This window comes from Psychrosphaera aquimarina (assembly GCF_032461525.1).
Classification (GTDB): domain Bacteria; phylum Pseudomonadota; class Gammaproteobacteria; order Enterobacterales; family Alteromonadaceae; genus Psychrosphaera; species Psychrosphaera aquimarina.
Genome location: NZ_JAWCUA010000001.1, coordinates 74,251 through 100,183 on the forward strand (window position 1 = coordinate 74,251; position 25,933 = coordinate 100,183).

The 25,933-nt window shown below is 37.6% G+C and carries 16 protein-coding genes; 8 read left to right on the forward strand and 8 right to left on the reverse strand.

The features are described from left to right. Window positions 1–20: 20 nt before the first annotated feature. Together RT723_RS00390 and RT723_RS00395 are read left to right on the forward strand one after the other, a co-directional pair. On the forward strand, window positions 21–1,565 hold the full coding sequence (locus RT723_RS00390) for an efflux RND transporter periplasmic adaptor subunit (protein WP_428983584.1): 1,545 nt from the start codon (window positions 21–23) through the stop codon (window positions 1,563–1,565). 15 nt (window positions 1,566–1,580) lie between these two features. Beyond that, a complete protein-coding gene (locus RT723_RS00395) occupies window positions 1,581–4,730 on the forward strand; it encodes an efflux RND transporter permease subunit (protein ID WP_315945456.1) in 3,150 nt (1,049 codons plus the stop codon). A 22-nt stretch (window positions 4,731–4,752) separates the two neighbouring features. Here the strand turns inward: RT723_RS00395 and RT723_RS00400 are convergent, their stop codons facing one another. Next, entirely contained in the window at window positions 4,753–5,793 is a 1,041-nt protein-coding gene (locus RT723_RS00400) for a LacI family DNA-binding transcriptional regulator (RefSeq protein ID WP_315945457.1), read from the reverse strand. Between the two features lie 139 nt (window positions 5,794–5,932). Next, the gene (gene gtfA / locus RT723_RS00405; RefSeq protein ID WP_315945458.1) at window positions 5,933–7,402 is read right to left on the reverse strand and encodes a sucrose phosphorylase; all 1,470 of its coding nucleotides are present in this window, start codon (window positions 7,400–7,402) and stop codon (window positions 5,933–5,935) included. 277 nt (window positions 7,403–7,679) lie between these two features. Between gtfA and RT723_RS00410 the strand changes: the two genes are divergently transcribed. Further along, window positions 7,680–8,741 carry a DUF2878 family protein gene (locus RT723_RS00410; RefSeq protein WP_315945459.1) on the forward strand — a complete coding sequence of 354 codons (1,062 nt, stop codon included), beginning with the start codon at window positions 7,680–7,682 and terminating at the stop codon, window positions 8,739–8,741. Window positions 8,742–8,745: 4 nt separating this feature from the next. After that, window positions 8,746–9,324 carry a DUF3833 domain-containing protein gene (locus tag RT723_RS00415; protein ID WP_315945460.1) on the forward strand — a complete coding sequence of 193 codons (579 nt, stop codon included), beginning with the start codon at window positions 8,746–8,748 and terminating at the stop codon, window positions 9,322–9,324. Between the two features lie 41 nt (window positions 9,325–9,365). Here RT723_RS00415 and RT723_RS00420 read toward each other — a convergent pair whose 3' ends face one another. From RT723_RS00420 to RT723_RS00445, 6 genes are all read right to left on the reverse strand, one after another. Continuing rightward, entirely contained in the window at window positions 9,366–11,240 is a 1,875-nt protein-coding gene (locus RT723_RS00420; protein WP_315945461.1) for a putative bifunctional diguanylate cyclase/phosphodiesterase, read from the reverse strand. A gap of 29 nt (window positions 11,241–11,269) precedes the next feature. After that, entirely contained in the window at window positions 11,270–11,629 is a 360-nt protein-coding gene (locus RT723_RS00425) for a hypothetical protein (protein ID WP_315945462.1), read from the reverse strand. A 531-nt stretch (window positions 11,630–12,160) separates the two neighbouring features. After that, entirely contained in the window at window positions 12,161–12,790 is a 630-nt protein-coding gene (locus tag RT723_RS00430; RefSeq protein ID WP_315945463.1) for a hypothetical protein, read from the reverse strand. Between the two features lie 46 nt (window positions 12,791–12,836). Further along, entirely contained in the window at window positions 12,837–13,709 is an 873-nt protein-coding gene (gene asd, locus RT723_RS00435) for an archaetidylserine decarboxylase (RefSeq protein WP_315945464.1), read from the reverse strand. Window positions 13,710–13,726: 17 nt separating this feature from the next. Continuing rightward, window positions 13,727–16,582 carry a glycosyltransferase gene (locus tag RT723_RS00440; protein ID WP_315945465.1) on the reverse strand — a complete coding sequence of 952 codons (2,856 nt, stop codon included), beginning with the start codon at window positions 16,580–16,582 and terminating at the stop codon, window positions 13,727–13,729. Further along, window positions 16,579–18,342: an aminotransferase class III-fold pyridoxal phosphate-dependent enzyme gene (locus RT723_RS00445; RefSeq protein ID WP_315945466.1), complete on the reverse strand. Its 1,764-nt coding sequence runs from the start codon at window positions 18,340–18,342 to the stop codon at window positions 16,579–16,581. Before RT723_RS00445 ends, RT723_RS00440 begins: the two co-directional genes overlap by 4 nt. Before the next feature lie 260 nt (window positions 18,343–18,602). On the opposite strand from RT723_RS00445, the gene RT723_RS00450 reads away from it, so the two are divergent. The 4 genes from RT723_RS00450 to RT723_RS00465 all read left to right on the forward strand — a co-directional run bounded on the left by RT723_RS00450 (window position 18,603) and on the right by RT723_RS00465 (window position 25,791). Continuing rightward, a complete protein-coding gene (locus RT723_RS00450) occupies window positions 18,603–21,308 on the forward strand; it encodes a CHASE domain-containing protein (RefSeq protein WP_315945467.1) in 2,706 nt (901 codons plus the stop codon). Between the two features lie 80 nt (window positions 21,309–21,388). After that, window positions 21,389–23,365, forward strand: coding sequence for a DNA topoisomerase III (locus RT723_RS00455; RefSeq protein ID WP_315945468.1), 1,977 nt, complete (start codon window positions 21,389–21,391; stop codon window positions 23,363–23,365). A gap of 114 nt (window positions 23,366–23,479) precedes the next feature. Beyond that, the gene (gene efpL / locus RT723_RS00460) at window positions 23,480–24,055 is read left to right on the forward strand and encodes an elongation factor P-like protein EfpL (RefSeq protein ID WP_216055545.1); all 576 of its coding nucleotides are present in this window, start codon (window positions 23,480–23,482) and stop codon (window positions 24,053–24,055) included. Between the two features lie 182 nt (window positions 24,056–24,237). Further along, window positions 24,238–25,791: a GMC family oxidoreductase gene (locus RT723_RS00465; RefSeq protein WP_315945469.1), complete on the forward strand. Its 1,554-nt coding sequence runs from the start codon at window positions 24,238–24,240 to the stop codon at window positions 25,789–25,791. The last annotated feature ends 142 nt before the right edge of the window (window positions 25,792–25,933 follow it).

A 25,933-nucleotide genomic window follows, 5' to 3' on the forward strand; every position in this document is an offset into this window, starting at 1 on the left:
AGAATCCTAGCCGTCCAATAATGTCACTGGTAATGGCAGCATTAACCGGCTGTGTATTAACGGTTGCAGTTTATAGCTGGTTTATACCTAAGGTAACCGATGCCGAAATAACTCAAAGTGTTAAAGATAAACCTTTGTATTGGGTTGCGCCTATGGATGCAAATTATCGACGAGATAAACCCGGTAAATCCCCTATGGGAATGGATTTAGTTCCAGTATTTGATGATGTTTTAAGTAAAACTAATAATGGAAATGGCGCTGATGAAGGCGTTGGTACTATTAGAATCGCAGCGAATGTTGTTAATAATTTAGGTGTTCGTACCGCTAAAGTCAGTTATAAGTCGTTAAAAACTGAAATAACCACAGTTGGATATATTACCTACGATGAAGACAAGTTAGTGCATATTCATCCAAGAGTGCAAGGCTGGATCGAAAAGTTACATGTTAAAACGGTGGGCGACCCGGTCAAAAAAGGCCAAGCATTATATGAGATATATTCTCCGGAGTTGGTCAATGCGCAAGAAGAGTTTTTATTGGCGTTAGAGCGAGATAATGATCGTTTGATCTATGCCGCTCAAAATCGATTGGTGGCACTACAAATACCAAAGTCGACGATAAACGAACTTAAAAAAACGCAACAAGTGCAACAACGGATTATCTTTTATGCTCCACAAAATGGCGTTGTTGAAAACTTAAAGATTCGGGAAGGTTTTTTTGTAAAACCCGGATCAACCATAATGTCTATTGGCGATTTATCGGAGGTTTGGGTTGAAGGTGAATTATTTGAGCGCCAAGCTGGGCAAGTAAAAACCGGTACTGCGGTTACCATGACGTTAGATTATCTGCCAGGTCAGGCTTGGCAAGGGCAAGTGGATTACATTTACCCTATGTTGGATCCGAACACACGTACCGTTAAAGTTCGATTACGCTTTAATAATGAAAAGGGATACTTTAAACCCAATATGTTTGCTCAGTTAGTACTGCATACACAAGGGGATGATAATACCTTACTGATCCCAAGAGAGGCTTTGATTAGAACCGGTACTCAAGACCGAGTCGTGCTGGCATTAGGGGAAGGCAGTTACAAATCAATAGCGGTGAAAGTGGGACGGTATGACAGTGAAAACGTTGAGATTTTGGCTGGGTTAAACGATGGTGAATATGTGGTGAGTTCGGCTCAGTTTTTACTAGATTCAGAGTCGAGCAAGTCATCTGATTTTAAACGTATGGAAAAAATGAGTACAAGTAAGGACGAAAGTACTAAAGATCAAAAGCCAGACACCGCAACAGTCAAAGGCAAGGTTAATTCATTAATGGCCGAACATGGCATGATCAATATTAGTCGAGATGCCATTAAAAAATGGGGCAGGCCCGCTGCAACCTTAGACTTTATCGCGGATGAAGATGTCAGCTTAATTGGCATTAACGTTAATGATGAAGTTGAATTTACCTTTGAAATACATGACGGTAATTTTGTCATTACCAGCATAACGACATTAACTCCTGACATGTTTAATAACAAATCAGAAGTTCATCCGTCGTCTGTTGATCACTCAAACCATTAATTTAGGAGTTAAAAAATGATTGCTTCTATTATTCGTTGGTCGGTGATGAACCGTTTCTTTGTATTGTTAGCCACTTTTTTGTTAGTGGGGGCTGGTATTTATTCGGTAAATAAAACGCCAATTGATGCCTTGCCAGACTTGTCCGATGTACAGGTAATAATTAAGACCAATTATGCCGGGCAAGCACCACAAGTCGTTGAAGAACAAGTTACCTATCCACTGACAACAGCCATGTTATCAGTGCCAGGGGCGGTTACGGTACGTGGTTATTCTTTTTTTGGCGATTCGTATGTTTATGTCATTTTTGATGAAGATACGGACTTGTATTGGGCTCGCTCACGGGTGCTGGAATATTTATCCCAAGTCACTCCCAACTTACCAACCAATGCCAGACCGCAATTAGGCCCTGATGCAACTGGAGTTGGTTGGGTATATTTATATGCCTTGGTCGATAAAACCGGACAACATGATTTAAGCCAATTACGAAGTATACAAGATTGGTTTTTAAAATATGAATTACAAACGGTGCCAGGTGTATCGGAGGTTTCAGTACTTGGAGGCATGGTTAAACAATACCAAGTCAGAATTAATCCCGATAAATTAAGGGCTTTCGGTATTCCTTTATCCCATATTCAAATGGCGATCAAACAAGGCAATCAAGAAATAGGGGCATCCGTAATCGAGATGGCCGAAGCCGAATATATGGTCAGAGCGACTGGTTATATAAAAAGTGTTGATGATTTGGAAAATATACCACTTGGCGTTAATGAAAATGGTACGCCTTTATTATTAAAAGATGTGGCTGATATTGGCACTGGTCCGCAAATGCGTCGTGGCATTGCCGAGTTAAACGGTGAGGGTGAAACCGTTGGTGGCATCGTAGTCATGCGTTTTGGTGAAAATGCACAACAAGTGATAGAACGAGTTAAACACAAGCTAGAACAACTTAAAAAAGGGCTACCGGATGGCGTAGAAGTGATCCCAGTCTACGACCGCTCCGCATTAATTGAACGTGCGGTTGATAACTTAACCTTTAAGTTATTGGAAGAGTTTGCCGTTGTTGCTCTGGTTTGTATTGTCTTTTTATTTCACGTTAGGTCTTCGTTGGTTGCGATCATTACATTACCTGTCGGTATTTTAACGGCTTTTATTGTGATGCATATACAAGGGCTTAACGCCAATATTATGTCCTTAGGCGGGATTGCTATCGCCATTGGAGCCATGATAGATGGTGCTATTGTCATGATTGAAAACATGCATAAACATATGGAAAAATTGACTTCAAACGGAGAAACGCTCACCAATGAAAATCGCTGGAAAGTGGTTATATCGTCAGCTTCTGAAGTCGGTCCGGCATTATTTTTTAGCTTATTGATCATTACCGTGAGTTTTGTGCCTGTTTTTACATTAGAAGCTCAAGAAGGAAAAATGTTTGCGCCACTGGCTTTTACCAAAACGTACGCCATGGCTGCATCTGCCGCGTTAGCAATTACCTTAGTACCAGTATTAATGGGCTACTTTATAAGAGGAAAGGTGGTTGCTGAACATAAAAATCCTGTAAATCGTTTGTTAACTTTAATTTATATGCCGGTGTTAAAAACAGTGCTAGGTTTTCCTAAAAGCACCTTGTTAGTGGCGTTTATCGTGTTTTTAATAGGTTTATTGCCGCTAAACAAAATTGGTAGTGAGTTTATTCCGCCACTTGATGAAGGTGACCTAATGTATATGCCAACCACTTACCCAGGCATATCTATCGGTCAGGCTCGGCAGTTACTGCAACAAACGGACAAACTGATAAAGACAGTTCCAGAGGTAAAAACGGTATTTGGCAAAATAGGTCGCGCTGAAACGGCTACCGACCCAGCCCCGTTAACTATGATTGAAACCTTTATTCAATTTATACCGCAAGATCAGTGGCGAGAGGGCGTAACACCTGAGAGTTTAAAAAAGGAATTAGATGGGTTAGTGCAACTTCCTGGCGTCACCAATGCTTGGGTTATGCCAATAAAAACTCGAATTGATATGTTAGCCACAGGCATCAAGACGCCTTTAGGCATTAAGATCGCGGGAGCGGATTTAACCGTTATTGAAGATATTGGTAAACAGTTGGAAGATATCTTGAAAGATGTGCCCGGTACAGCTTCAGTCTATTCAGAACGCGTAGCTGGAGGTCGTTATGTGAAAGTTGATATTCAACGTGCTAAAGCGGCAAGGTACGGTTTAAACATAGCAGAAATACAACAAGTGGTTGCTACGGCGATTGGCGGAATGAATGTAACTAATACGGTTGAAGGGTTAGAGCGTTATCCTGTGAGTTTACGTTATCCGCAAGATTACAGAGATTCCCCTGAAAAGCTGTCATTGTTACCAATAGTGACACCTAACGGACAGCGTATTTCTTTAGGCGATGTGGCCAATGTGTTTATTGAAGATGGTCCGCCGGGGATCAAGTCTGAAAATGCACGATTAAATGGTTGGGCGTTTGTTGATATTAACAATGGTGGAGATAACGGTGTTGATATTGGTAGTTATGTAGTTGAAGCTCAAAAGGTCGTTGCTGATAAACTTGTGTTGCCTGCAGGTTATTCCATCACTTGGGCTGGTCAATATGAATATATGCAAAGGGCAAAAGCTAAGTTAGCTTATGTTATTCCGCTAACTTTATTCATTATCATGATTCTGCTCTATCTGAACTTTAGAAATGTAATTGAAGTGGCCATGATCATGGGGACTTTGCCATTGGCGATGGTGGGCAGTATTTGGTTAATGTACTTGCAAGGTTTTAATTTTTCAGTGGCAGTGGGCGTGGGTTTTATTGCGCTTGCGGGCGTTGCGGTAGAAATTGGCGTGATCATGTTAGTGTATTTAAACCAAGCTTATAAAGAGATGCTTGCTGAACATCAAGATAAAGGTATAACCACGACCAAATCAGACATATTAGAGGCGGTATTACATGGCGCGGGTATGCGAGTACGGCCGGTAATGATGACAGCGGCGGCAATAATAGTTGGTTTATTACCTATTTTATATGGCACAGGAACGGGCTCTGAGGTGATGAGTAGAATAGCGGCACCTATGGTTGGTGGCATGTTAAGCGCGGTGTTACTCACCTTATTGGTATTACCGGCATTATTTTATTTATGGCGTTGTAACAGCCTCAAATAAATGTAGTTAGGTTACTCTGCATTTAGTTGGAATTTACCGTATGACCTATTTCAATATGGTAAGGAATAACAACGGCGTTGGTGGCTCGGTTAATAAATAACTCAGCCGCCATATTGCCTTTTTCTTCACTATTTTGGTGTACGGTTGTTAATGGGGGCGTTGAACGGCTGGCTTCGTCTATGCCGTCAAAACCAACCACTCTAATGTCGTTAGGGACGTTCAGTCCCATCGCGCAGATCTCTTGTAATACGGCTAACGCAATAAGGTCACTCATACACAGAATAACATTGGGACGAGGAGTTGATGTTAATGCTTCTCTGGCGGCAATTAATGCAACTTCATGGCTGCTTTTTGGAATATTCCAAATTCTGTCGTTTCTTAGCTCGGCACCATGTTCTTTTATGGCTTTTTGGTATCCAGCTAACCGCTTATGTGCAATGGAAGGTGTGCCTTCATCATCTGGTAATTCATAAACACGGCAGGTTAGATTTGAGTCGAGTAAACGTAAACCTAAAATAGCTATGTCGTCATTTTTAGACTTAATCGCTAACTTAGAAATATCATAAGCTGCTTGTTCGTTATCAATACCCACAGACGCTTTACGGTCTATGTCAAAATCGGCAGTGACCACTTTTTTAGCTGTGGTTCGTAATTGTTCAACGAGGTTAGGATTACGTGGGCTGCCATAACAAATAAAACCATCAACAAAATCTGATACGGCATTAATGTTTTCCGATGCCCCTGAAAATAATAATAAATTGACGTTACTTTTTTCTAAAACTGAAGAAACCCCTTTAACAAAATCACTTGCCACAGGATCGGAGATCATATATTCGACACTATCTGGAAGTACTAAAGCAACAATATTAGATTGACCTTTTCTTAATGATTGAGCGGCTTTGTTAGGGCCTGAATAACCAAGCTTTTGACATGATTCGAGGATCTCTTCTCTACGTTTTTTAGAAAGTTGATCGGGCCGATTAAACGCGTTAGAAACCGTGGCATTAGAAATACCTAATTCCTTAGCAATACTTTTAAGTGTCCATGATTTCTGTTCTGACATACGACCCTATCTTATTGACTTTGAAATACTAAATAGCGAACAACCATAACTGTTAGATTGTTAGTATACTTTGTTGTTTTAAAAAGGCTTGTTAACTTTTTAATGGGTTAGACCAAGGCTAATTAAAAACCAATATTAATTAATATAAAAGGCTTTGTAGCGAAATTGAATATGTTCTACTAGCCTCTTTTATTTCGATTGAAGATGTTCGATCTGTTAAGTCTATAACCAGTACGGCACTGCTATGTGCGTTATCCCAACTCATGGTTAACATACTTTCTTCACCTTTAACGTTGAAATTACCATTAAACGCATTACAGGTGTTTCGAATATTAATTAATTCAATCATCGCTTTAACAAATGATTTTTCTAATGATTCGTCAATATCAGAAGGTGTTAAATAGGGACGGTTAATATCTCTACCAACGTTTGTTTTTTCTAATAAGGTCATATCATTCTTTTCACCCATTAACCCTGCATAATATACCTGAGGCGTACCTGGAGCAAAAAATTGAATGGCTCTGGCTAATAAATAGTCGTAGTCATTTTGAGCCAGAGCATCGTAATAAGTGCAATTGACTTGGTATAAATCCACATTACTTGCTGCAGCCCCCGTGGCTTTTTTACTTTCATTAACACTATTAAAGTGGATGGTTTCAACTAAGTTGTCGATTTCGCCATTGGTCAATAACCCGGCCTTGCCTTCCATAGGGCCAACATCAATGATGCCAATGCCATCGTGTGTATCTAAAACGGTGATGCAATTACGAGGTGAAATCGTTAACCATTTCACTAACGCCGAGACATCTTTTGTAAAGAGGCTGTGGAGAATTAGAGGAGGAAGCGCAAAGTCATAAACTTGATCAACCCGTTTGGCAATTTCTATTTGGGTTTGATAATAAGAGTGAATTTCGACTAACGTTTCTATACCTAAAGCATTGGCTTTTTTTGATAATTGATCAATGAAGTCAAAGGTTTCATCAAGCATAAAACAACGAGTACCGGCTTTTTTAATAGCGTAACCTGCGGCATCTAAGCGGATCATCTTGATATTGTTGGCAGCAAACGTGTTCAATATTCGAGACAAATACTCTTGACCTTTATCTGACATGACATCTATATCAATTTGAGTGTCGGTAAAAGTCGTCCAAAACTCAGCCGTTTCTTTGTTTGCAAATTCAAACGTTGTAAAACAACTTCCTGGTCTAGGTCGGTAAATTTTATCAGCTAATTCGTTGGTTAACCCATCAGGAAATACTTTGTCTTTGGTTAAAAACAGCTCCCAGTAAGTAGATTGTTTACCATGAGTGAGCACGTCTTGAAACTCTTTAGATTGCGCAGACATGTGATTAACAATTAAGTCTGCCATCAATTCATGGCTTCTGCCTAATTGTTTTATATCCTGCCAATTTCCTAGACGACTATCCACTTGAGTATGATCTATCGGGTCAAAACCAGCATCACTCCCATCAATTGGATAATAGAAGGGTAATAAGTGCACACCAGAAAATAAATCAGAGAACTGTTGGTTAAGTAAGTCTGTTAGCTCAGCGATTCCTGACCCAGTTAATCTGTCCACGTAGGTGATTAATTGCACTTTGTTTTTCATGGTTTTACCTATTTTACAACAATAATTATTAAGTATTGATTTACTTAATCGATTAAGTTGATATTCGTATACAATCAAATTTAAATCAAGGATAAATGTAAATTTCTTTTTATGACCTAATAAAAACAGGATAGGAAAACTTTATGTGGGGTAAATTTAATAAAAACTTTCAAAGGGGATTTGTAATTTAATTTAAGGATTATAATTTTTTCGAAATCGATTAAACTAAATTCGAGTTAGCTACGTATATTCTACAAACTCATCAAAAAGTAGCGTTATGTTAGTTAATATAATTGGTTTTAATCTTTCTTGGTTTGGGCTCGTAATATACGGTAACCAATTCATCCCCTTTACTTTTGTTTGGCTAGTTTATCATTTTTATCAATGTTCAAATCGACAAGCAGAACTGAAAGTCTTTTCATTTGTGGTTGCAACCGGTGTAATTGCAGACTCAACGTTAGTTAGCCTAGGCGTGTTTTACTTTCCAGAACAAAGCCAACTGCCTTTTTGGTTAATATGCTTGTGGGCTTCGTTTGCCGCAACTGTGTCTCATAGTCTTACATTTTTAGCAAAATCTAAACCTTTACAATTGGCCGCCGGGTTTGTTTTTCCGGCTTTTAGCTATTTAGCTGGTGCTTCATTTGATGCGGTTGAATTACCACTCGGTTCTTATGTCACGTATTTTATTTTAGCACCACTGTGGTCGGTGTTAATGGTGGTGTTTTATCAATTTCATCAATACGTAAATTTCCCTAGGGGGAAAATGAAAACATTACGAATTAGTTTCATCATATTTATCTTAATGTTCCACTCAACATTTGCCCAAGCTAATGTAGTTGAGAAGTCCGAAATGAATAGAGGTAATGACCTGTCAAAGTTGTTCAGTAAATTACCAGACGATTTGACGGAAATTGACTACCTTGAAGTTGGTAATGCAACGTTTACATTTTTGTTTTGGGATATCTATAACAGTCGTTTGTTCACAAAGACTGGAGAGTATGATGAAAACAGCGATCAAGATTTATTATTTAAAATTAAATATTTAAAAGATATTAGTGCAGATGAATTAATAAAACGTACTGTCGAGCAATGGCAGCATCTTAAGTACGACGAATCTAAGTACCAACATTATATTCCTAAAATGAAAGCGATTTGGCCAGATATAAAGTCAGGTGATTCATTAACCTTATACAGGAAAAATCAAACAACACTCTTTTATTTTAATAATGAAGAAGTTGGCAATATTAACGACAAAAGTTTTAGTAATTTGTTTTTAGATATCTGGTTATCAAACAATACAAGCCAGCCTAAATTAAGAAAACAACTCATTGGGGAATAAAATAATGATGGTGTTAAACATAAAGAAAATAGGTAAAACGATAACCTATTTATTTGTTTCTATTCTGCTGATTAGTTGTAGTACGGACATTTCAACCTATAAAAACAAGGCGCCGGTATTTGATATAAAACAATACTTTAATGGCGAAATGATTGCTTGGGGCATGATCCAAGATTATTCGAGTAAAGTTACCCGTCGGTTCTGTGTTGAATTATCGGCAAATTGGCAACAAGAGCAAGGCACCTTAGCCGAAACGTTTTATTTTGATGATGGTGAAATTAGCTATCGGACATGGAATTTAATTAAACAAGGCGCAGGGAAGTATTCCGGTACCGCTGAAGATGTGGTAGGTGTAGCAAGTGGTCAACAGTCTGGTTTTGCCTTTCAATGGCAGTACACACTCTCAGTACCGATAGACGACACGGTTTATCAATTTGAAATGGATGATTGGATGTATCAAATTGATCAATATAGAGTATTTAACCGCACAAGTATGAGCAAATTAGGTATTAAAGTGGCTGAAATTACTTTGTTCTTTGATAAAGGCCAACAGCAAAAACAGTGTCAAACCCCGACGTCATAACTCATATATTAACAACCGCCACGGATAAGTGGCGGTTTAAGTTAACTCATAGTTAGTGATTTTTTCGGTGTAAAGTCATAACCAAAAGTTTGGATATGAGTAGAAAAACCTTTGGCGGACAGTGGTTTTGAAAAATAATACCCTTGGAATTCTTTGCAGCCCATTTGGGCCATGGCATTAACTTGCTCAGCGGTTTCAACCCCTTCAGCAACACATTTAATATTTAACTCTTTGCACATGGCATGGACGGCTTTAACAAGACTTTTTTGTCTCGGTGAATCGGTTATTTGACTGATTAAAGAGCGGTCGAGTTTTAACTTATTAATCGGGTATTCCGCCAGCCTCGCTATGTTGGAATATCCGACACCAAAGTCATCGACAGAAATCGTAAAGCCCCAAGATTGTAGGGATTGCATTAAGCTTAACGAATGGTCTTTGTTTGCATCAAGTGAGGTTTCTGTTAGCTCTAATTCAATTTGTTGAGGTTTAACATTAAAGTCTGCCAGTGACTTGACTAATTTTGAGACAAAATCTTTCTGACTAAAGTCTATAAGTGAAATATTGATAGCGACGGGCAGGGTAAGGTTTGTACCTTGTGACCAATATGCGATTTGTGCGCACACTTTTTGGATGATTAAATCCGTTAAATGGCTGATCATTTTGTACTCTTCAGCAATGGCAATAAACACATCAGGTGATACAGTGCCGAGGGTTGGACTGTGCCAACGAGCAAGGGCTTCAAGCCCAATACACTTACCTGTTGATGTAACTTTAGGTTGATAATGTACATCCAATTCAGCATTTTGAATTGCTTCATCTAATAACATCGAAATTTCGTATTTCTCTACAAAATCGTTTGAGGTCTGTTCGTCGTAACCTGTGAATGGCTCATTAATGTTGGCCTGTTTTAACGCACTTATGGCGTTTGCAATTAGGGTAGTACTGCTTTTCAAATTACCATCGGAATGCGCGAAACCAAATAAGAATGAGAGGTTAAACTTACGATCTTCTAAGGCATAATCTTGATCAAGAATGTGTTTTATTTCTACCAGAAGTTGACGTTTTAAAGTATGGGCTGAAACATCGGTAACAGCAAAGGCTAATTTGTCAGAGCTAATATGAGAACAAAGTAGGGGGCCTTGAACATCATTTTTTAACCGTTTATACGCCGCTGTTATTAGCGATTTCACATCATTGGCATTGAGTTTTAAATTTAAATATTCATTATTCGCCGTTTGCATTACCACGACATAAAAAGGTTTAGAATATTTTTCTCTAAGGCGTTCGCATTGTAATTCAAACCAATCTCTATTTGGTAATTGAGTTCGACTGTCACAGTACTTTAATCGTTTATTTTCTTGTTCAATGTTGATGAGGTTTTGCTTTATGGTTTGTTCTTGTGTGAAATCTATAAACTCGAAAACTTTATAGGTGGAGTCATTCACGTCTTCGCACATGACTTGAAAATAGACATTGTTTATTTCAATTAACTGTTTGTCGTCTTTATTCTTGGGCTCCGTTAATTGAGGGAACGTATGAAATAAGCCTGCCCCCGAGGTTTTTAAGTTATCTGTTAAATTAAATAAGGTTTTTGCATGCTGATTAAAGTCTGTGATTGTGAATGTATTATCTACGATTATTTTTGCTTTGTTCGACTCCACAAAAAATGTTCTGTACAGATCATTCTTTTGAGCTAGGTGTGTATTTGAGTCAATAATGCTTTGATTTAATCGTTTAGCGGCGACAGTCGCACGAGCAATTGCTAGTGGGATACAGATATTAAAAAACAGAAAAATGAGTCCAATGATGTACCAGCTAGCGTTAGGAAGTTGCTCTGGAATTCCCAACTGGCCAGTAAAATCAATATCATTAAGGATAATATAAAAAGGCACTAGGTTTAGCACTGAATAAAACAATGAGGCTCTGTAACCTAATAAGAGTAACGCTATGATAGGGCAAACATATACATAGAACCAACTTGCGCAAGTTTTAAGTTGATTAAGAAAAAGTTCATACAAACACTGGCAAAAACAATGGCGAGTAATAAAGTATGGGCGGTAAAATGATAGAACCGAGCACTTAAAGAAAGTAAAGCGGATGTCGTGATAAAAAATAAAGCCGGTAATATCAAAACGGTAATAAAATTGTATTTCAGACCTAAACCGAAAGTATGTAGGGTTATCGCAAAACATAACAACATGCCTAACGACAAAAGAATACGTAAAACACTGATCTGCCAGTTTGGCGCATTACCTATAGGCGTTTGTTCGTCGGACAGTAAAAAGAACTTAGATAAAAAATGCATTGTTTACAATAATTTAAGCCGTTAAATAGCGTATTGGCATTAGATATTGAAAATTATCAAAAATCAATAGAGCTCAGGAAGTTAACCCCTTTTTTTGAGACCGATGGCTGTATAGGGGGGACGAATTTATCAAAACCTGTAATTGATGAGGGTGTTGTTTAATTTAACTAATAAATGATTTTTTATAATGTAACAAGTGAAGCTTTTATGTTTAGGTTTTTATCTTATGGATATTTGATAACAAGCTTTAAGGTTAGAAGGCAATAAAGCGATAAGGCTTTAAGGCTTTAAGGTTGTAAGGTTGTAAGGTTGTAAGGTTGTAAGGTTGTAAGGTTGTAAGGTTGTAAGGTTGTAAGGTTGTAAGGTTGTAAGGTTGTAAGGTTGTAAGGTTGTAAGGTTGTAAGGCGATAGGCTGAGGGCTAAAAGGCTGTAGGGTTATAGATCTTTAAGATTATAAGGAGATTAGGTGTAAGGTTAAAGGCGGTAATCTTGAAGAAGTTTACCGCCTTAGTTTGATGGGGTGAGTCAGTATCAATTACTAGCCGGAACCTCTTCATACCAATCTGTCATATCGTCATACATTTCACCTTTTAATAAATGATATGGCGATTTATGGTAAATTTTAATGTCATGAAACGGGTCCGTTAGAATTTTGGTAAACCAGACTAACCCTGACTGAACTCCCATTAATTTAAATAAATGCAAGGTTCGGAATAACACTGCACCGATACCGATGAACAACCAAGTTATTGCGATGTTATTAATAAACTCATAACCATTGGTATGCGCTTCAAATAAGCCAAATAAGCCAAATAAGCTAGGTTCAAAATAAAGGACTAGCGGTACTAATGCCCAAATCGATAACAGCACCACTTTACGTTGTAAGTTGTACCCAACTTTAACTTCCTCTTTGTATTCGTGGCTTACGTCATTTACTTTGTCATAGGTTAATGGTTCAAAGAAGAAATGACCTGACTGCCTTAAAATCATCGACAATAACCAGCCTACAAGGGCAGCCGCTGCTGGGTAATAAAATACCAAAACATAACTGACAACAAAACACATGGCGCTGAGTAAATGTAAAAACTGGTTTATGCGATTGTGATGATAAAAGCGATGATCATCCCAACGTTGTTTTTTTAGTTCTTGTAAAAATGTCATAATATTTCCTGAGTTTTTAGTAATATTTCATTGTTTAAATTTATAATTAATTAACGGGATGTCCCTGTAGCAATGGATTTCCTACATTCACACGTCCCCCTTTTTGTAACTGTTCACAAAATTTATAATTAGCACTGGCAAATAAAATGATGGTAGAGCCATGTTGGAAATACCCCATTTCGTCGCCTTTATTAAACGACTGTTGGCAGCCAATTTTGTTTGGACCTTGGTATAACATGTCTAAAGTTGGCTCAATAAAATGAAACTTCATTGAGGCGACTAAAATTGCAGCCACAGGAACTAAGGTTAAATGATGTTGTTCGCTGCCTGTATGCAGGTCTATAACGGCACGTTCATTTTTACAAAAAAGACGTTCCACTTTTTTTAATGCAATGGGATTTACATTCCAAGTATCGCCAGAAATGTAAGTTACCTGGCTGACAGCACAGTCAATCGGGCTGTGAAATCTGTGATACATGCTGGATTTTAATCTTAGAGTGATGAATTTCCCGTTTTTGTATTTGTCACTGATGTTTACCTCGGGGATCAGATCATTGATTTGATAGGGAAAGCCTTTTGCTTGGTATAACTTACCGTTAATAACTTCACCAAACTCACCAACAATGGCATCACAGGGGCTTGTCACGACTGAAGGTGTATTGTCGATTACCCTCGCTCCGTCTTTTAACTCACGGGTAAAACAGTCGTGTAAGCTGGTAAATGTAGATTTTTTAGCTTCATCTAATCGTAAATCTTCAGCAAACCATCGCCATACAGTGATGGATAGCTTAGTGACAATTGGATTTTCAATTTTGCTGAATCGACCAATAAACAGGGTTAACCAACGTCTAGGTAATCGGTTGGTAACTAAAAAGTTAACTTGTTCACTAAAGGTTAAAGAATCCGTCGCTTTATTCATTATGATTGCCAATTACCTTATACAGTTAAGCTGGTTGCAGCTTTGTTTATGGGCGATAACGGTGAAGTGGGATTGGCTTTTAAATCCAACGTCGACTCAGACATTCCTTTTTGAGAGGTATCTGCATAGAGTGGACTTTGGTTATAACCTGCAGGTAAATCTAATCCCATGTTGGTTAAGAACTCAGCCATAATAGGTTCAGCTTGATATTGTTTGGCACGGATAAGTGCCTGAACTTTCATCTCATCTTGTAATGTTGGATTGGTAAAATACTCAAGGACTTTGTTTGTCATTTGTTCTTTATTATCAACTAAAAAGCCGTTAATGCCGTCTTCTATGATGTCTTTAGGGCCTTTACAGTTATAGGCCAGCACTGGCATACCATGGGTAAAGGATTCAAGAATGACGTTACCAAAAGTGTCAAATTTAGAAGGAAAGATAAATAAATCTAAACTCAAATACAGTTGGGCTAATTGAGTCTTATTTTGCCAACCTACAAAAGTAGCATCTGGTAATGCTTGTTTTAATTCTTCAGTTGCAGGGCCTGTGCCAGCGACCACGATTTTTAAGTCAGGTAGCTGTTGTTTGGCCGCCGTTAAAATACTGGGTAGATCAAATAACCCTTTTTCTTTACTGACTCGACAAGCAACCAAGAGTATCGGTGTAGATTCCGTTGCGCCTTTCACTATGCTTGATTTTGTAATGGGTAAAATAGAATGATCTCGCTTTTGAGCGTGATGAGCAGTTAACTTAACCTGTTGTGGATTTAACTGCATTTCAAAGCATGTTAACCAGTCTTTATGATCGTTATTTAATACAAAAATGCCATTGTATTGTTCATATAAGGCTCTAATTAACCGTCGTATGCGGTCTCGCTCATATTGATTTAAGTTGGTTGTGCTTTTGATAAAGTCAATCCAATCGGTATGCATAAAGAAGTAACTTGGCACGTTAAACATTTGTTTGATAAACAATGAAACCACAGCCATTGGTCCCTCAGTAGAACAGATGATCCTATCGTATCCGCCTTTATAGAAAATACGTGTTATTTCCATTAGATCTGGAATTCGTATTTCTTGCTCTCCATATTTGGGAATATCGAAAGTGGCGACCGGACGGACAACATGAAGGTGAGATTCCGGTTGAACGTCGTTGTGACAAATTAAAAAGTCTACTGGTAAGTTTGAGCGTTGAACTTCAGCCAGTTTGCCACTTAATGAATTTGAGACGCCATTTTTATCTCTTAAAGTATCAGTTAAATACAGAGCGCGTTTTTGATGGGCATTTTTTCCTACGTAATGAGCAAATTCGTTTAACAGGTCTCTGTTTTGATATAACACTCGAGTTGAGGCCAAAGTGGCGCCTGCTAATATCGAGGAGATCAATACTGGAAAAGAGAGATTATCTAATATTTGCCCTACTTGTATGTTACTGATGTTGTCTTGTTTTTTACCATCACCAAAAAATAAAGCGGTTAATTGGCTTGGCATTTCAAATTTACGGGTTAATTCTTCGGTGGTTAAATCGGATGGAATAAAACCATTATTCTTTTCTAATGCATGGCTTACACGTTTTTTGATCAATTGATTTAAAAAGGTAAATAACTCATTAATCGACTCAGTTACGGTTTCGACAAATACTTCGTTAGACTGGTTTCTACTTTCAGCGATACGCTCTAAGTATTCGATGCAAAAACGATAATCTTTAGAAATTTTCCATTTAACTAATAAGTTAGGTTTTTTACCTTGTAGGGCGTCATGCACACATTCAAAAAACTTCATCGTTTTTTTGTTTTTTTGCATTTCAAGTAAAGCATTACTTAAAACAAAGCATCCTATTTTGTCCCAAGTACCACCACGGTGCAGTAAAATACGTAACAAACCAGGGTCTTTAATCTTAGTGGCAACTTGAGCAAAATAATCTAATAGGGTGATGCTTAACTTTTCATTTTCACCAACGGTACCAAAGGGGCGGATATTACCTTTTTTAATAGCCTCTAATGCCAACTCTGAAGGTTTTTGTGTTTTTAACCTTTGTTCTAAATCTGGGATATAAAGATAAGATCCACATAAGCCGGCAAACAGTCCGGTGTGATCATCTGAACCGCCAGTCATAATCTTTTGTTGACTTGGGTCAACGTTAAAATCGGCTGGATTTAGATTGTGTTTTTTAGCGTATTCATTGATTTTCTCTGGCGTTAATCCTTGTGCCCAATTTAACGTCAGTACGCTTTGCCATAAGTCTCGTTGTCCATTTAATACTTCAAAACGGGCGAACATTACTGCCATTTTTTCAAATAAACTCACGTCTATTTTGTCGTTTTTGGTATAAAAATATAATGGGTGAGGAACAATTAACGCAATATCTTGTTGTGCAGCATATTGAACAAATTCATATACATTTTGACGTTTTTGGTTAAGTACTTTCTCTTGCTCTTGGTCAAAACCGTAAGTCAAAATATGGATATACAATTCGTATTCTGGAAAGTAACAAGTGAACTCAGCGGCAACCAATACATCAATGTTTTTTTCTTGCAGCGCCCAACATGAACGAGCGTTATTGTGGTTGGTGACCGTAATAACATCACAATCATTGGCTTGCAGGTGTTTGACTAACTTTTTCGTTTTTAGCCAGGTCTCTGGTAAGCGTAATATCCGCCCCCAAAGTTCATCAGGGATATCGCTGTTGTGATCGTGACAATGTAAGTCTATTTTCAAACAATCAGTAAGTGGGAAACGTTTTTCCTGCTCACTAATAAATTGGCCAAATTCATCCTGTAATGATTGTCTAAATCCTTTCTCCGACATTTGCGGGTCGCTAAAAGATTGAGTTAAACCAAGATATGACGATTTATCTGCATGTAATACGTTCATGATCCATATACCTTATCGCTGTTTGAGTTTTTAGCGTGAGTTAAGCTTGTTGGAGATTGTTCATTTTCGTTGGTTTTACCTTGGTGTTTATTTTTGCCTTTAACCTTGAAAGGCAGACTTGCACTTAACATGTCTTTTAAAAATTGTTGTTTAATGGATGAATTGCTTAACGTTGGGGAGTACCACCACCAGCCATCATTTCTCATTTGAATAGCGGACTCGATGAATAAGTGGATCACTTGATTAAAGTCGTCGTCGGTATAATCAAAGCTCATGATAAATCGACCTGTTCCAAGCCAACTAAGCTCTAAACCATTGGATCTTAGATAAAACTGTAACATCCAGTTATAGGCACAGGGTTGTAAGTAATTGACGGATAATATGCTGTGCATATTGTCAATTTTGATTGGAATATCAGATTCTTTAAGTAGTTGATTAAAGTGGGCAACCCTTTCTATCCAAGTTTGTTCGATGTTTTGATATAGCTTTTGGATTTCAGGCTCTGCAATACGTTCAAGAAATACATTCATTGCCCCTAATACATAAGGATGTGAATTGAATGTGCCTCGGGCAAGGGAGACATCTACTGGTTTGTCGTGTTTAAACCGTTTCATCAACTCGTGTTTTCCGGCTAATACGCCAACAGGTAAACCGCCACCTAAAGTTTTGCCATAGGTCACCATGTCGGCCTGAATACCAAAGTAACCTTGGGCACCTCGATATGAAAGCCTGAATCCTGTGAAAACTTCATCAAAAATAAGCACTATATTGCGGTCTGTGCATATTTTTCTGATGCGTTTTAGCCACCTTGTATAGGTTGTTTTGTCAAAATGAGTGTTTCGGTCGCTGGCAATTAATGACGCATCGGACGCTGAATCTGCATTAGGATGGAAAGCTTGTAATGGATTGATTAACACACAGGCAATATCGTGACGAGTCGAAAGGACTTTTAAGGTTTGTTCACTTAAGTCTGCTAATGTGTAAACATCGTCAACTTTGCGTCGATTTCCAACCCCAGGTTGAACGCCGTCCCACCAACCATGATACGCCCCACATAGTCTGACTAAATGGGTCTTTTTAGTATGATATCTGGCCATTCTAACGGCTTGCATCACGGCCTCTGTCCCAGACATATGGAACGAAACCTCATCAAGTTGTGAAATCGCTTTTATTTTAGCAACATTGTCTGCAATCAACGGGTGGTATGAGCCTAGAGCAGGGCCTAAACTTTCCACTCTTGAACTGCCTTGTTTTATACAGTCTTTATAAAATTCATAACCAAAAACGTTAACCCCATACGAACCTGATAAGTCATAACGCCATTGGCCATCTAAATCTTTAACTTTAACCCCTTGGCTAGCATCTATCATGGAACCTAATTTAAAAACATCTGGAAGGTGGGTTCTAAATGGAAACGGGACTCGATACAAACTGGTAAATTGAACATCAGAAATGTCACCGGATATTTGTTGGTATTGGTCAATTGTTTTGGCCGATTGTTTTTTTACCTTATTGGTGAGTGCGTTAAAACCATTAATGCGTTGTTGTGCCACTTCTTCAGGTGCGCCATCTACACAAAAATACTGCTGTGGTGAGTATTCAAAAAACTTAATCCATCCTGCTATTCTGCGAGACCATTTGCTATGACCTCGCATTGATTTATGTTTGGCTTTTGACAGTCGAAGTCGAATAGCAAATTTTCTGAATAGTAATAGGGTGGCAATGCAACCTAATATAGACACGATCCATAATTCATTCATAAATAATCTCATTTGTCGTTTTAAACTAAGTTAACAACGACAAATGACAAATTTGTTGCAAAATTGTGTTGGTTCAATAACAGTAAAGCGTCATTAATATTTCACAGCTATTCTTGTTTTACCCTTATTCCAAAACTCAGGTTGGCAATGCGGTGCAGATATTAAAGGTATGACTTATGGTTAACAGTTGTTAATATCCAACGAGTCTCCCCAATATCGTGATCTTTAACCGCGGATAGATTAAATGTGAGCATTTTAGTTTGAAACAGATTTTATTAGTTATTTTTTCTTTTTGTTTACACTTCGTTTTAGTGAAGTTTGGCTCGTTGTTCACATTACCTTTTGGCTATGCGAGTATTGTTTGGCCTGTAACCGGCGTCATTTTAGGCATGTACTTTTTATTTGGTCGTTGGATCTTAATTGGTGCATTACTTTCGTCTTTATTAGTTTTTTATCAAGACAATCATTTAGCATTTTTGCCATATTATCTAACGTCGACGTTGGTGATCATAAACATAATCCAGTTAGTTTTTAGTAAATACCTTATAGTTCGATTTTGTAAACTACCGATCAATATTAATAAACCTTACAATACGATTAAGTTTTTAATTCTGACCGGGCCCTTTAGTTCATTCATATTTAGCGTTATTTTTTTTGTGATACTTTGGTTCGGAACCGAGCTGGAATTAGATGTCTTAATATACATCAGTACGATTAAGTGGGTTGGCGAGTTTTTTGGAATTGTATTTTTAACGCCAATATTTTTGTTCTTGTACAAAAATGATTTTGTCAGAAGAACAAGACGAGGCAAGGCCGCCATTATTACAAGTGTGTTTAGTTACATATTGATCACCACCTTGTATTTAGTTGTTAGTAATATTGATTACAAAGAAAAACAGCAAAATTTTATAAACACCACTGAGCCATTTATTGAGCAATTTAATATTACTCAAACCAAAATCAAACACCATATAAAATCTTTAGATGGGCTGTTTCAAGCGAGTACATATATTGGTCGAGAAGAGTTTGAATTGTTCACCAATAAGATTAACAGCGATGATACTAAAATTAGAGCACTAGCTTGGCTACCTCATATTACCCACGAACAAAGAGCTGAATTTGAACAATCGTTAAAAGATGAAGGTATTACCAATACTCAAATTAGCCAATTAACCAATTTAGGTATGATCACCGCCTTAAAACAACCTTATTACCTACCCGTGTTTTATATAGAGCCAATGCAAGAGAATCAATCGGCTATAGGATTAGATGTGTCTACCCATCCGGTTGTCAGTGATAGTGTGATGAAAGCGATACACAATAAAAATTATGTCATCTCGCCATTATTATCCCTAGCTCAACAACAAGATAAACTGACCGGAATTATTGTCTACTACCCCATTTACATAAAAAATGAAATTGGCTTAGAGCAATTTACTGGACTGGTGGAAGTGATATTTGAGATTGATGTCCTGCTGTCTGACATTTATAAACAATTAGGTGAAGGGAATTTCACTTATCAACTTAGTTATGATGATAACAACAACCTATTCAAACAAGAAAGCCATCACGAAGACAGTATATTTACCTATTCATTTGATATTACTATGTTTGATAAGAATGGGTCGTTAACATTTGATAGTACAACAGAATTTGAATATAAACTGATCAACTGGGCGCATTTAAGCATCATGGTGGTGGGCCTAATTATAGGTGTTATCTGTGTCATGTTTGTATTTTTTATTGTTAGCTTTAATTCAAACTTAACCCGAAAAGTAACAGAAAGTACCGCTGAGTTATTAAAAAAGAACGATGAATTAGAAGCGGCTAATCAGGCTAAAAATTTATTTTTAGCCAATATAAGTCATGAGTACCGCACACCACTTAACGCAATTATGGGTTTTACCGAAATTGCAAAACGTGAAACAACGGACGAAGTTGCAAAACAATACCTTGCTAAAATAGACAATGCGTCTGATATTTTATTGAACATTGTTAATGACGTATTAGACCTAACGAAAATGCAAGCCGGTGAGATGGCTTTGGAAAGTATCGCTTTTCAACCTTCTGCCGTTACCACCTCAGTGGTTGAAATGTTCAACAGTAAAGCGAAAGAAAAGTCCATTAGTTTAACCTGTGATTTTGCGCCATCTTATGACCTTTGGGTTCAAGGGGATGAATTAAGGTTTAAACAGATCATTATTAACTTACTTAACAATGCGATTAAATTTACCGACAATGGCGGCGTTAGTATTTGGGGGGAGTGTATTGATAATGATGACAGAACAAGAACCCTTTTATTAAAAGTAATTGATACCGGCATTGGGATTAAACCAGAAGATCAGGAAAGATTGTTTTCTTCTTTTGCGCAGGCAGAAAGCGCCACAACTCGTAAATATGGTGGAACTGGATTAGGTTTGTCTATAGTGAAGCAGTTATGCGGGTTAATGGGCGGAGACATACAACTAACCAGTGATGTTGCTAAAGGAAGTGAGTTTACGGTGAAACTAAACTTACCTAAATCCGTAACATTATCCAAAGAAAGTCGTGCTGGTCAGCAACTTGGATCGTCTAAAACTGGTGCCATCAAAGACATGAATGTTTTGGTTGTAGAAGATAATAAAATCAATCAAACCATAGTTCAAAAACAGCTTGTATCGCTAGGAGCCCGTTGTGATCTTGCTGATGATGGGCAACAAGCGTTGAATTACCTTAAACATAATACGCCAGATTTAATCTTGATGGATATTCAAATGCCGGTGATGGATGGGTTTACCGCGTCAACTAAAATTAAACAAGATCTGCGTTTACAACATATTCCAATTGTTATTTTAAGCGCAAGTGTGGGTAAAGAAGACCGAGATAAAGCGTCGTCATTAGGAATAGTTGATTTTATTTACAAACCTTTCAAACAAGCTGATTTATTCAAGGCGTTAAGCAAATATTCCACGATAGATAAAATATAACTATTTCAATTGACACTGTATACATAAACAGCACTATGTACTAAACTAAATGTTAAATAGATTATTATAAAAGTAACCGTTTGAAACTCTATATTGCAGAAAAACCAAGTTTAGGTAGAGCCATAGCTGCAGCATTACCCAAACCACATAAAAACTTAAAAACCCATATTCAAGTGGGGAATGGTGATGTAGTTACTTGGTGCATTGGTCATATCTTGGAGCAAGCCGACCCTGAAAAATATAATCCAGAATTTAAAAAATGGAATATGGTGCATTTACCTATTGTGCCTGATAAGTGGTTATTACAACCTAAAAGCCAAACTCGTTCTCAGCTCACAGCCATAAAAGGGTTATTAAAAAACGCCAGTCAAATCATACACGCCGGAGATCCGGACCGTGAAGGCCAGTTATTGGTGGATGAAGTCATTGATTATTTAAAAGTGAGTAAAACCAAAAAACAACAGGTTCAACGATTATTAATCAGTGATTTAAATTATTCTGCGGTACAGCGTTCATTACAAAATTTGCAACCTAATTCTGACTTTATGCCTCTATCTATTTCAGCTTTAGCACGTTCTAGAGCCGATTGGTTGTACGGTATCAACTTAACTCGTGCCTATAGTTTACAAGGCCAAAAAGGTGGTTATAACAGTGTATTATCGGTAGGGCGTGTGCAAACGCCTATTTTAGGGTTAGTCGTCAATCGCGATAGAGAAATAGATGAATTCACCCCACATGATTATTATGAAGTTTATGCGTATATTCAAAATAAAGACGTAAGTCAAGAGTTTGGAGAGTCGGTTCATAGCTTTAAAGCAAAATGGAAACCGAGTGCAGCTTGTTTACCACACAGTGATAATCAACAGCGAGTTATAAACAAAGCGTTAGCGCTTAATGTTGCTAAACGTATAACGGATCAAGATGCGGTGGTCACCGAGTTAACAAAACAAGATAAAAAGCTCAATCCTCCTCTGCCATATAACTTGTCGAGTCTGCAAATTGATGCTGCTAAACAGTTTTCATTAAATGCCAAAATGGTGTTGGATGTATGCCAAAGTTTATACGAAAAACACAAACTTATTACTTATCCTAGATCTGATAGTCGTTATTTACCTAATGAACATTTTGCTCAAGCGCCAAGTATCATTAAGCACTTAAAGTCTTGTGAAGAAAAGCTGAGCCTGATGGCAAATAACGCAGATGCAAGTTTAAAAAGTAAAGCGTTTAATAGTGCGAAAGTCACAGCACACCATGCCATCATACCCACTGAAAAATCATCACAAAATATCAGTTTAAATCCATTTGAGAAAAGCGTGTATTTTCTTATATGTCGTCAATATTTAGCGCAGTTTTATCCGGTTTATAAATACCAACATTGCCATGTTGAATTAACTATAGCTGGTGGAATATTTGTTGTTAATGCTAATGAAGTTCAGCAGCTCGGTTGGAAAACGTTATTTCAATACAAAGATAAAGTAAAAGATAAAAATAAAAGTGACGAACAAGAATTACCGCCTTTGGCGTTAAACGATGTTCTGCATTGTGTTAAAGGTGAAGTGGTAGAAAAGCAAACCCAAGCGCTGGCGCCATTTACCGACGCCACATTATTAGCGGCAATGACAGGTATCGCTAAGTTTGTTATAAATAAAGAAATTAAAAAAGTATTAAAGGAAACCGACGGGTTAGGCACAGAAGCTACTCGTGCCGGTATTATCGAGTTGTTATTTAAACGAGGTTTTTTAGTCCGAGTGGGTAAAGCAATTAAGTCGACCGACGTTGGCAAAACGCTGATTAATGCGTTACCCGAAAAAGCGTCAACCCCAGACATGACAGCACAATGGGAAGCCACTCTTAATGATATATGTGAACAAAAAGTAAATTATCAAAGCTTTATGCAGCCTTTGTTGTCAGTATTGAACACTATGGTTGCTCAAGCACAGCAGCAAGACTTCTCGTCGTTACCTAAAGTGGCCTTTAAGCCAAAAAGTAAAAATAAATATACGAGTAAAGCAAAAGCTGGCAAGACAAATCATAAATCTAAAAGTAAAGTGGCTTAACTCGATTTATATTGTGAACATAAACAATAAAAAAATGTAAAACAAAGAGTAAAATGATTGGCGTCAAGTTTACTTCGTGGTAAATTTCGGCAAATTTTTTAGGAAGTTAATGATATGCCAAAGGCAAGTGATATAAAGAAACATGCAGCTATCGACTTTAATGGTCGAGTAATGATCGTCAAAGATATTGAGCGTTCTGTACCTCAAGGTCGAGCTGGCGGAAGTTTGTATCGTATGCGTATGTACGATGTGGTGACTGGTAGTAAAGTAGACGAAACCTTTAAAGACAGCGATATGTTGAACTTTGCAGACCTTACTCGTCGTGCCGCTATGTTCTCTTATATAGATGGCGATCAATATGTGTTTATGGATAACGAAGACTATACGCCGTATAACCTTAATGCGTCCGTTATTGAAGAAGAAATTCTATATATAAATGAAGACACAGTTGGCCTGCAAGTTATTTTGATTGAAGGCACTCCAGTTGCACTAGATTTACCTGCACATGTTGAATTGGTGATTGAAGAAACGGCACCAGCTTTAAAAGGTGGTTCTGCCACTGCTCGTACGAAACCAGCAACTTTATCGACTGGATTAGTGGTGCAAGTACCTGAGCATATTTCAACCGGTGATAACATTAAAGTGAGTACCACTGAGCAACGATTTTTAGGTCGAGCGGATTCTAAATAATCATACGTTCCAATAAAACATTGATAAAAAAGCAGACTAAAAGTCTGCTTTTTTGATTTTAACGTTTTAAAAACTTGTTGTTTATTAAATGTTTGCCAAAGGTTACATATTTACGTTACTTTTATTTAATTGAATATTGCTTTGTCGAACATACACAGCACTTACATATACGAGAGTAATAAATGTTAAAAAAAGAATATGATTTTATTGTTGTAGGTGGTGGATCAGCAGGGTGTGTTTTAGTAGCAAGGTTAACAGAAAATGCACATTTTAATGTTTTGTTAATTGAAGCCGGTTCTGATGATAAAAACGTCGCCGCGGTTCATGTGCCAGCAGGCGCGGTGGCTATGGTGCCTACTAGATATAAAAATTGGGCATTTAATACCACGGAACAAAAACAATTAAACAATCGTCGTGGTTATCAACCAAGAGGTAAGGTACTAGGCGGCTCTAGTGCAATAAATGCAATGATTTATACCCGAGGTCATCAGCAAGATTACGATGATTGGAAAGACTTAGGTTGGGGCTGGGAAGAAGTGCTGCCTTATTTTATCAAGTCGGAAAATAATTTAGCAATCAAGGGAGAACTTCACGGCAATCAAGGCCCTTTATTTGTCAGTAACTCTCGTTCTAATCATCCTATTGCCAATGCCTTTATTAAAGCTGGCGAATTGCTAGGTCATAAGGTTAATCAAGACTTTAATGGCACTGAGCAAGAGGGAATTGGCCGTTATCAAGTTACTCAAATAAATGGCAGACGTTGTAGCGCAGCTAAAGCGTACTTGACTCCAGAAGTGAGACAACGTGGCAACTTGACGATTTTAACGGACAGTCGTGTAACCAAATTGTTATTAGATAACAAACAATGCACTGGTGTAGAAGTTATTTCAAATCACCAGTTATTAACGGTGATGGCGAGCAAAGAAGTCATTTTAAGCGCCGGTGCCTTCATTTCCCCACAAATATTATTATTATCAGGCATCGGTGATAAACAGGATATTGTGCCTTTTGGCATTGAACATCATCACCAACTTGCTGGAGTAGGTGAAAATCTTGAAGATCATTTAGACTTTATAACCAGTTACAAAGCGAATACTCATAAGATATTTGGATTGTCTGTTAAAGGTATCGGCTTTTTTACTAAAGAAATTATTAAATACTTATTTAAACGAAAAGGGATTTTAACCTCCAACTTTGCTGAAACCGGCGCATTTTTTAAGACAGATCCAAATTTATCCAGACCCGATGTTCAATTGCATTTTGTAGTAGCGGTAGTGGAAGATCATGCTAGGAAAATACGTTCATCGTTAATACATGGCTTTAGTAATCATACCTGTGTGTTGCGCCCTAAAAGTAAAGGCACCGTAAAATTAGCGTCAAATGATCCAATGACTGACCCTGTAATCGATCCTAACTTTTTATCTGATGAAGCAGATATACAGACCATGTTAAAAGGGGTCCGTTTATCTAATGAGATAATGCAACAAAACCCACTTAAACAATACACTAACGCGTCATTAGATAATGAATACCATTTGTCAGACGAGGAGTTAATAGAAAAAATTAGAGCCAAAGCAGATACCATCTACCATCCAGTCGGTACTTGTAAAATGGGTATGGATGATATGACTGTTGTGGATACTAAATTGTGCGTACATGGCATTCATGGGTTAAGGGTCGTAGATGCTTCTGTTTTCCCAAATTTAATGGGGGGAATACCAATGCACCCACGATAATGCTAGCAGAAAGGGCCAGTGATTGGATAAAACAGGACTGGGATAGTTAACGACTTAAGTATGAAAATGGTGATAATAGAATGTTTTTTATTCGAATTGTTGATCAATACAAGTCTTATTTTTAAAATTCCTGTATACTCCG

Coding starts and splice junctions, on each gene's coding strand:
- RT723_RS00390 (WP_428983584.1), top strand. CDS start 21: ATGTCACTGGTAATGGCAGCATTAACCGGCTGTGTATTAACGGTTGCA.
- RT723_RS00395 (WP_315945456.1), top strand. CDS start 1,581: ATGATTGCTTCTATTATTCGTTGGTCGGTGATGAACCGTTTCTTTGTA.
- RT723_RS00400 (WP_315945457.1), bottom strand. CDS start 5,793: ATGTCAGAACAGAAATCATGGACACTTAAAAGTATTGCTAAGGAATTA.
- gtfA (WP_315945458.1), bottom strand. CDS start 7,402: ATGAAAAACAAAGTGCAATTAATCACCTACGTGGACAGATTAACTGGG.
- RT723_RS00410 (WP_315945459.1), top strand. CDS start 7,680: ATGTTAGTTAATATAATTGGTTTTAATCTTTCTTGGTTTGGGCTCGTA.
- RT723_RS00415 (WP_315945460.1), top strand. CDS start 8,746: ATGATGGTGTTAAACATAAAGAAAATAGGTAAAACGATAACCTATTTA.
- RT723_RS00425 (WP_315945462.1), bottom strand. CDS start 11,629: ATGCATTTTTTATCTAAGTTCTTTTTACTGTCCGACGAACAAACGCCT.
- RT723_RS00430 (WP_315945463.1), bottom strand. CDS start 12,790: ATGACATTTTTACAAGAACTAAAAAAACAACGTTGGGATGATCATCGC.
- asd (WP_315945464.1), bottom strand. CDS start 13,709: ATGAATAAAGCGACGGATTCTTTAACCTTTAGTGAACAAGTTAACTTT.
- RT723_RS00440 (WP_315945465.1), bottom strand. CDS start 16,582: ATGAACGTATTACATGCAGATAAATCGTCATATCTTGGTTTAACTCAA.
- RT723_RS00445 (WP_315945466.1), bottom strand. CDS start 18,342: ATGAATGAATTATGGATCGTGTCTATATTAGGTTGCATTGCCACCCTA.
- efpL (WP_216055545.1), top strand. CDS start 23,480: ATGCCAAAGGCAAGTGATATAAAGAAACATGCAGCTATCGACTTTAAT.
- RT723_RS00465 (WP_315945469.1), top strand. CDS start 24,238: ATGTTAAAAAAAGAATATGATTTTATTGTTGTAGGTGGTGGATCAGCA.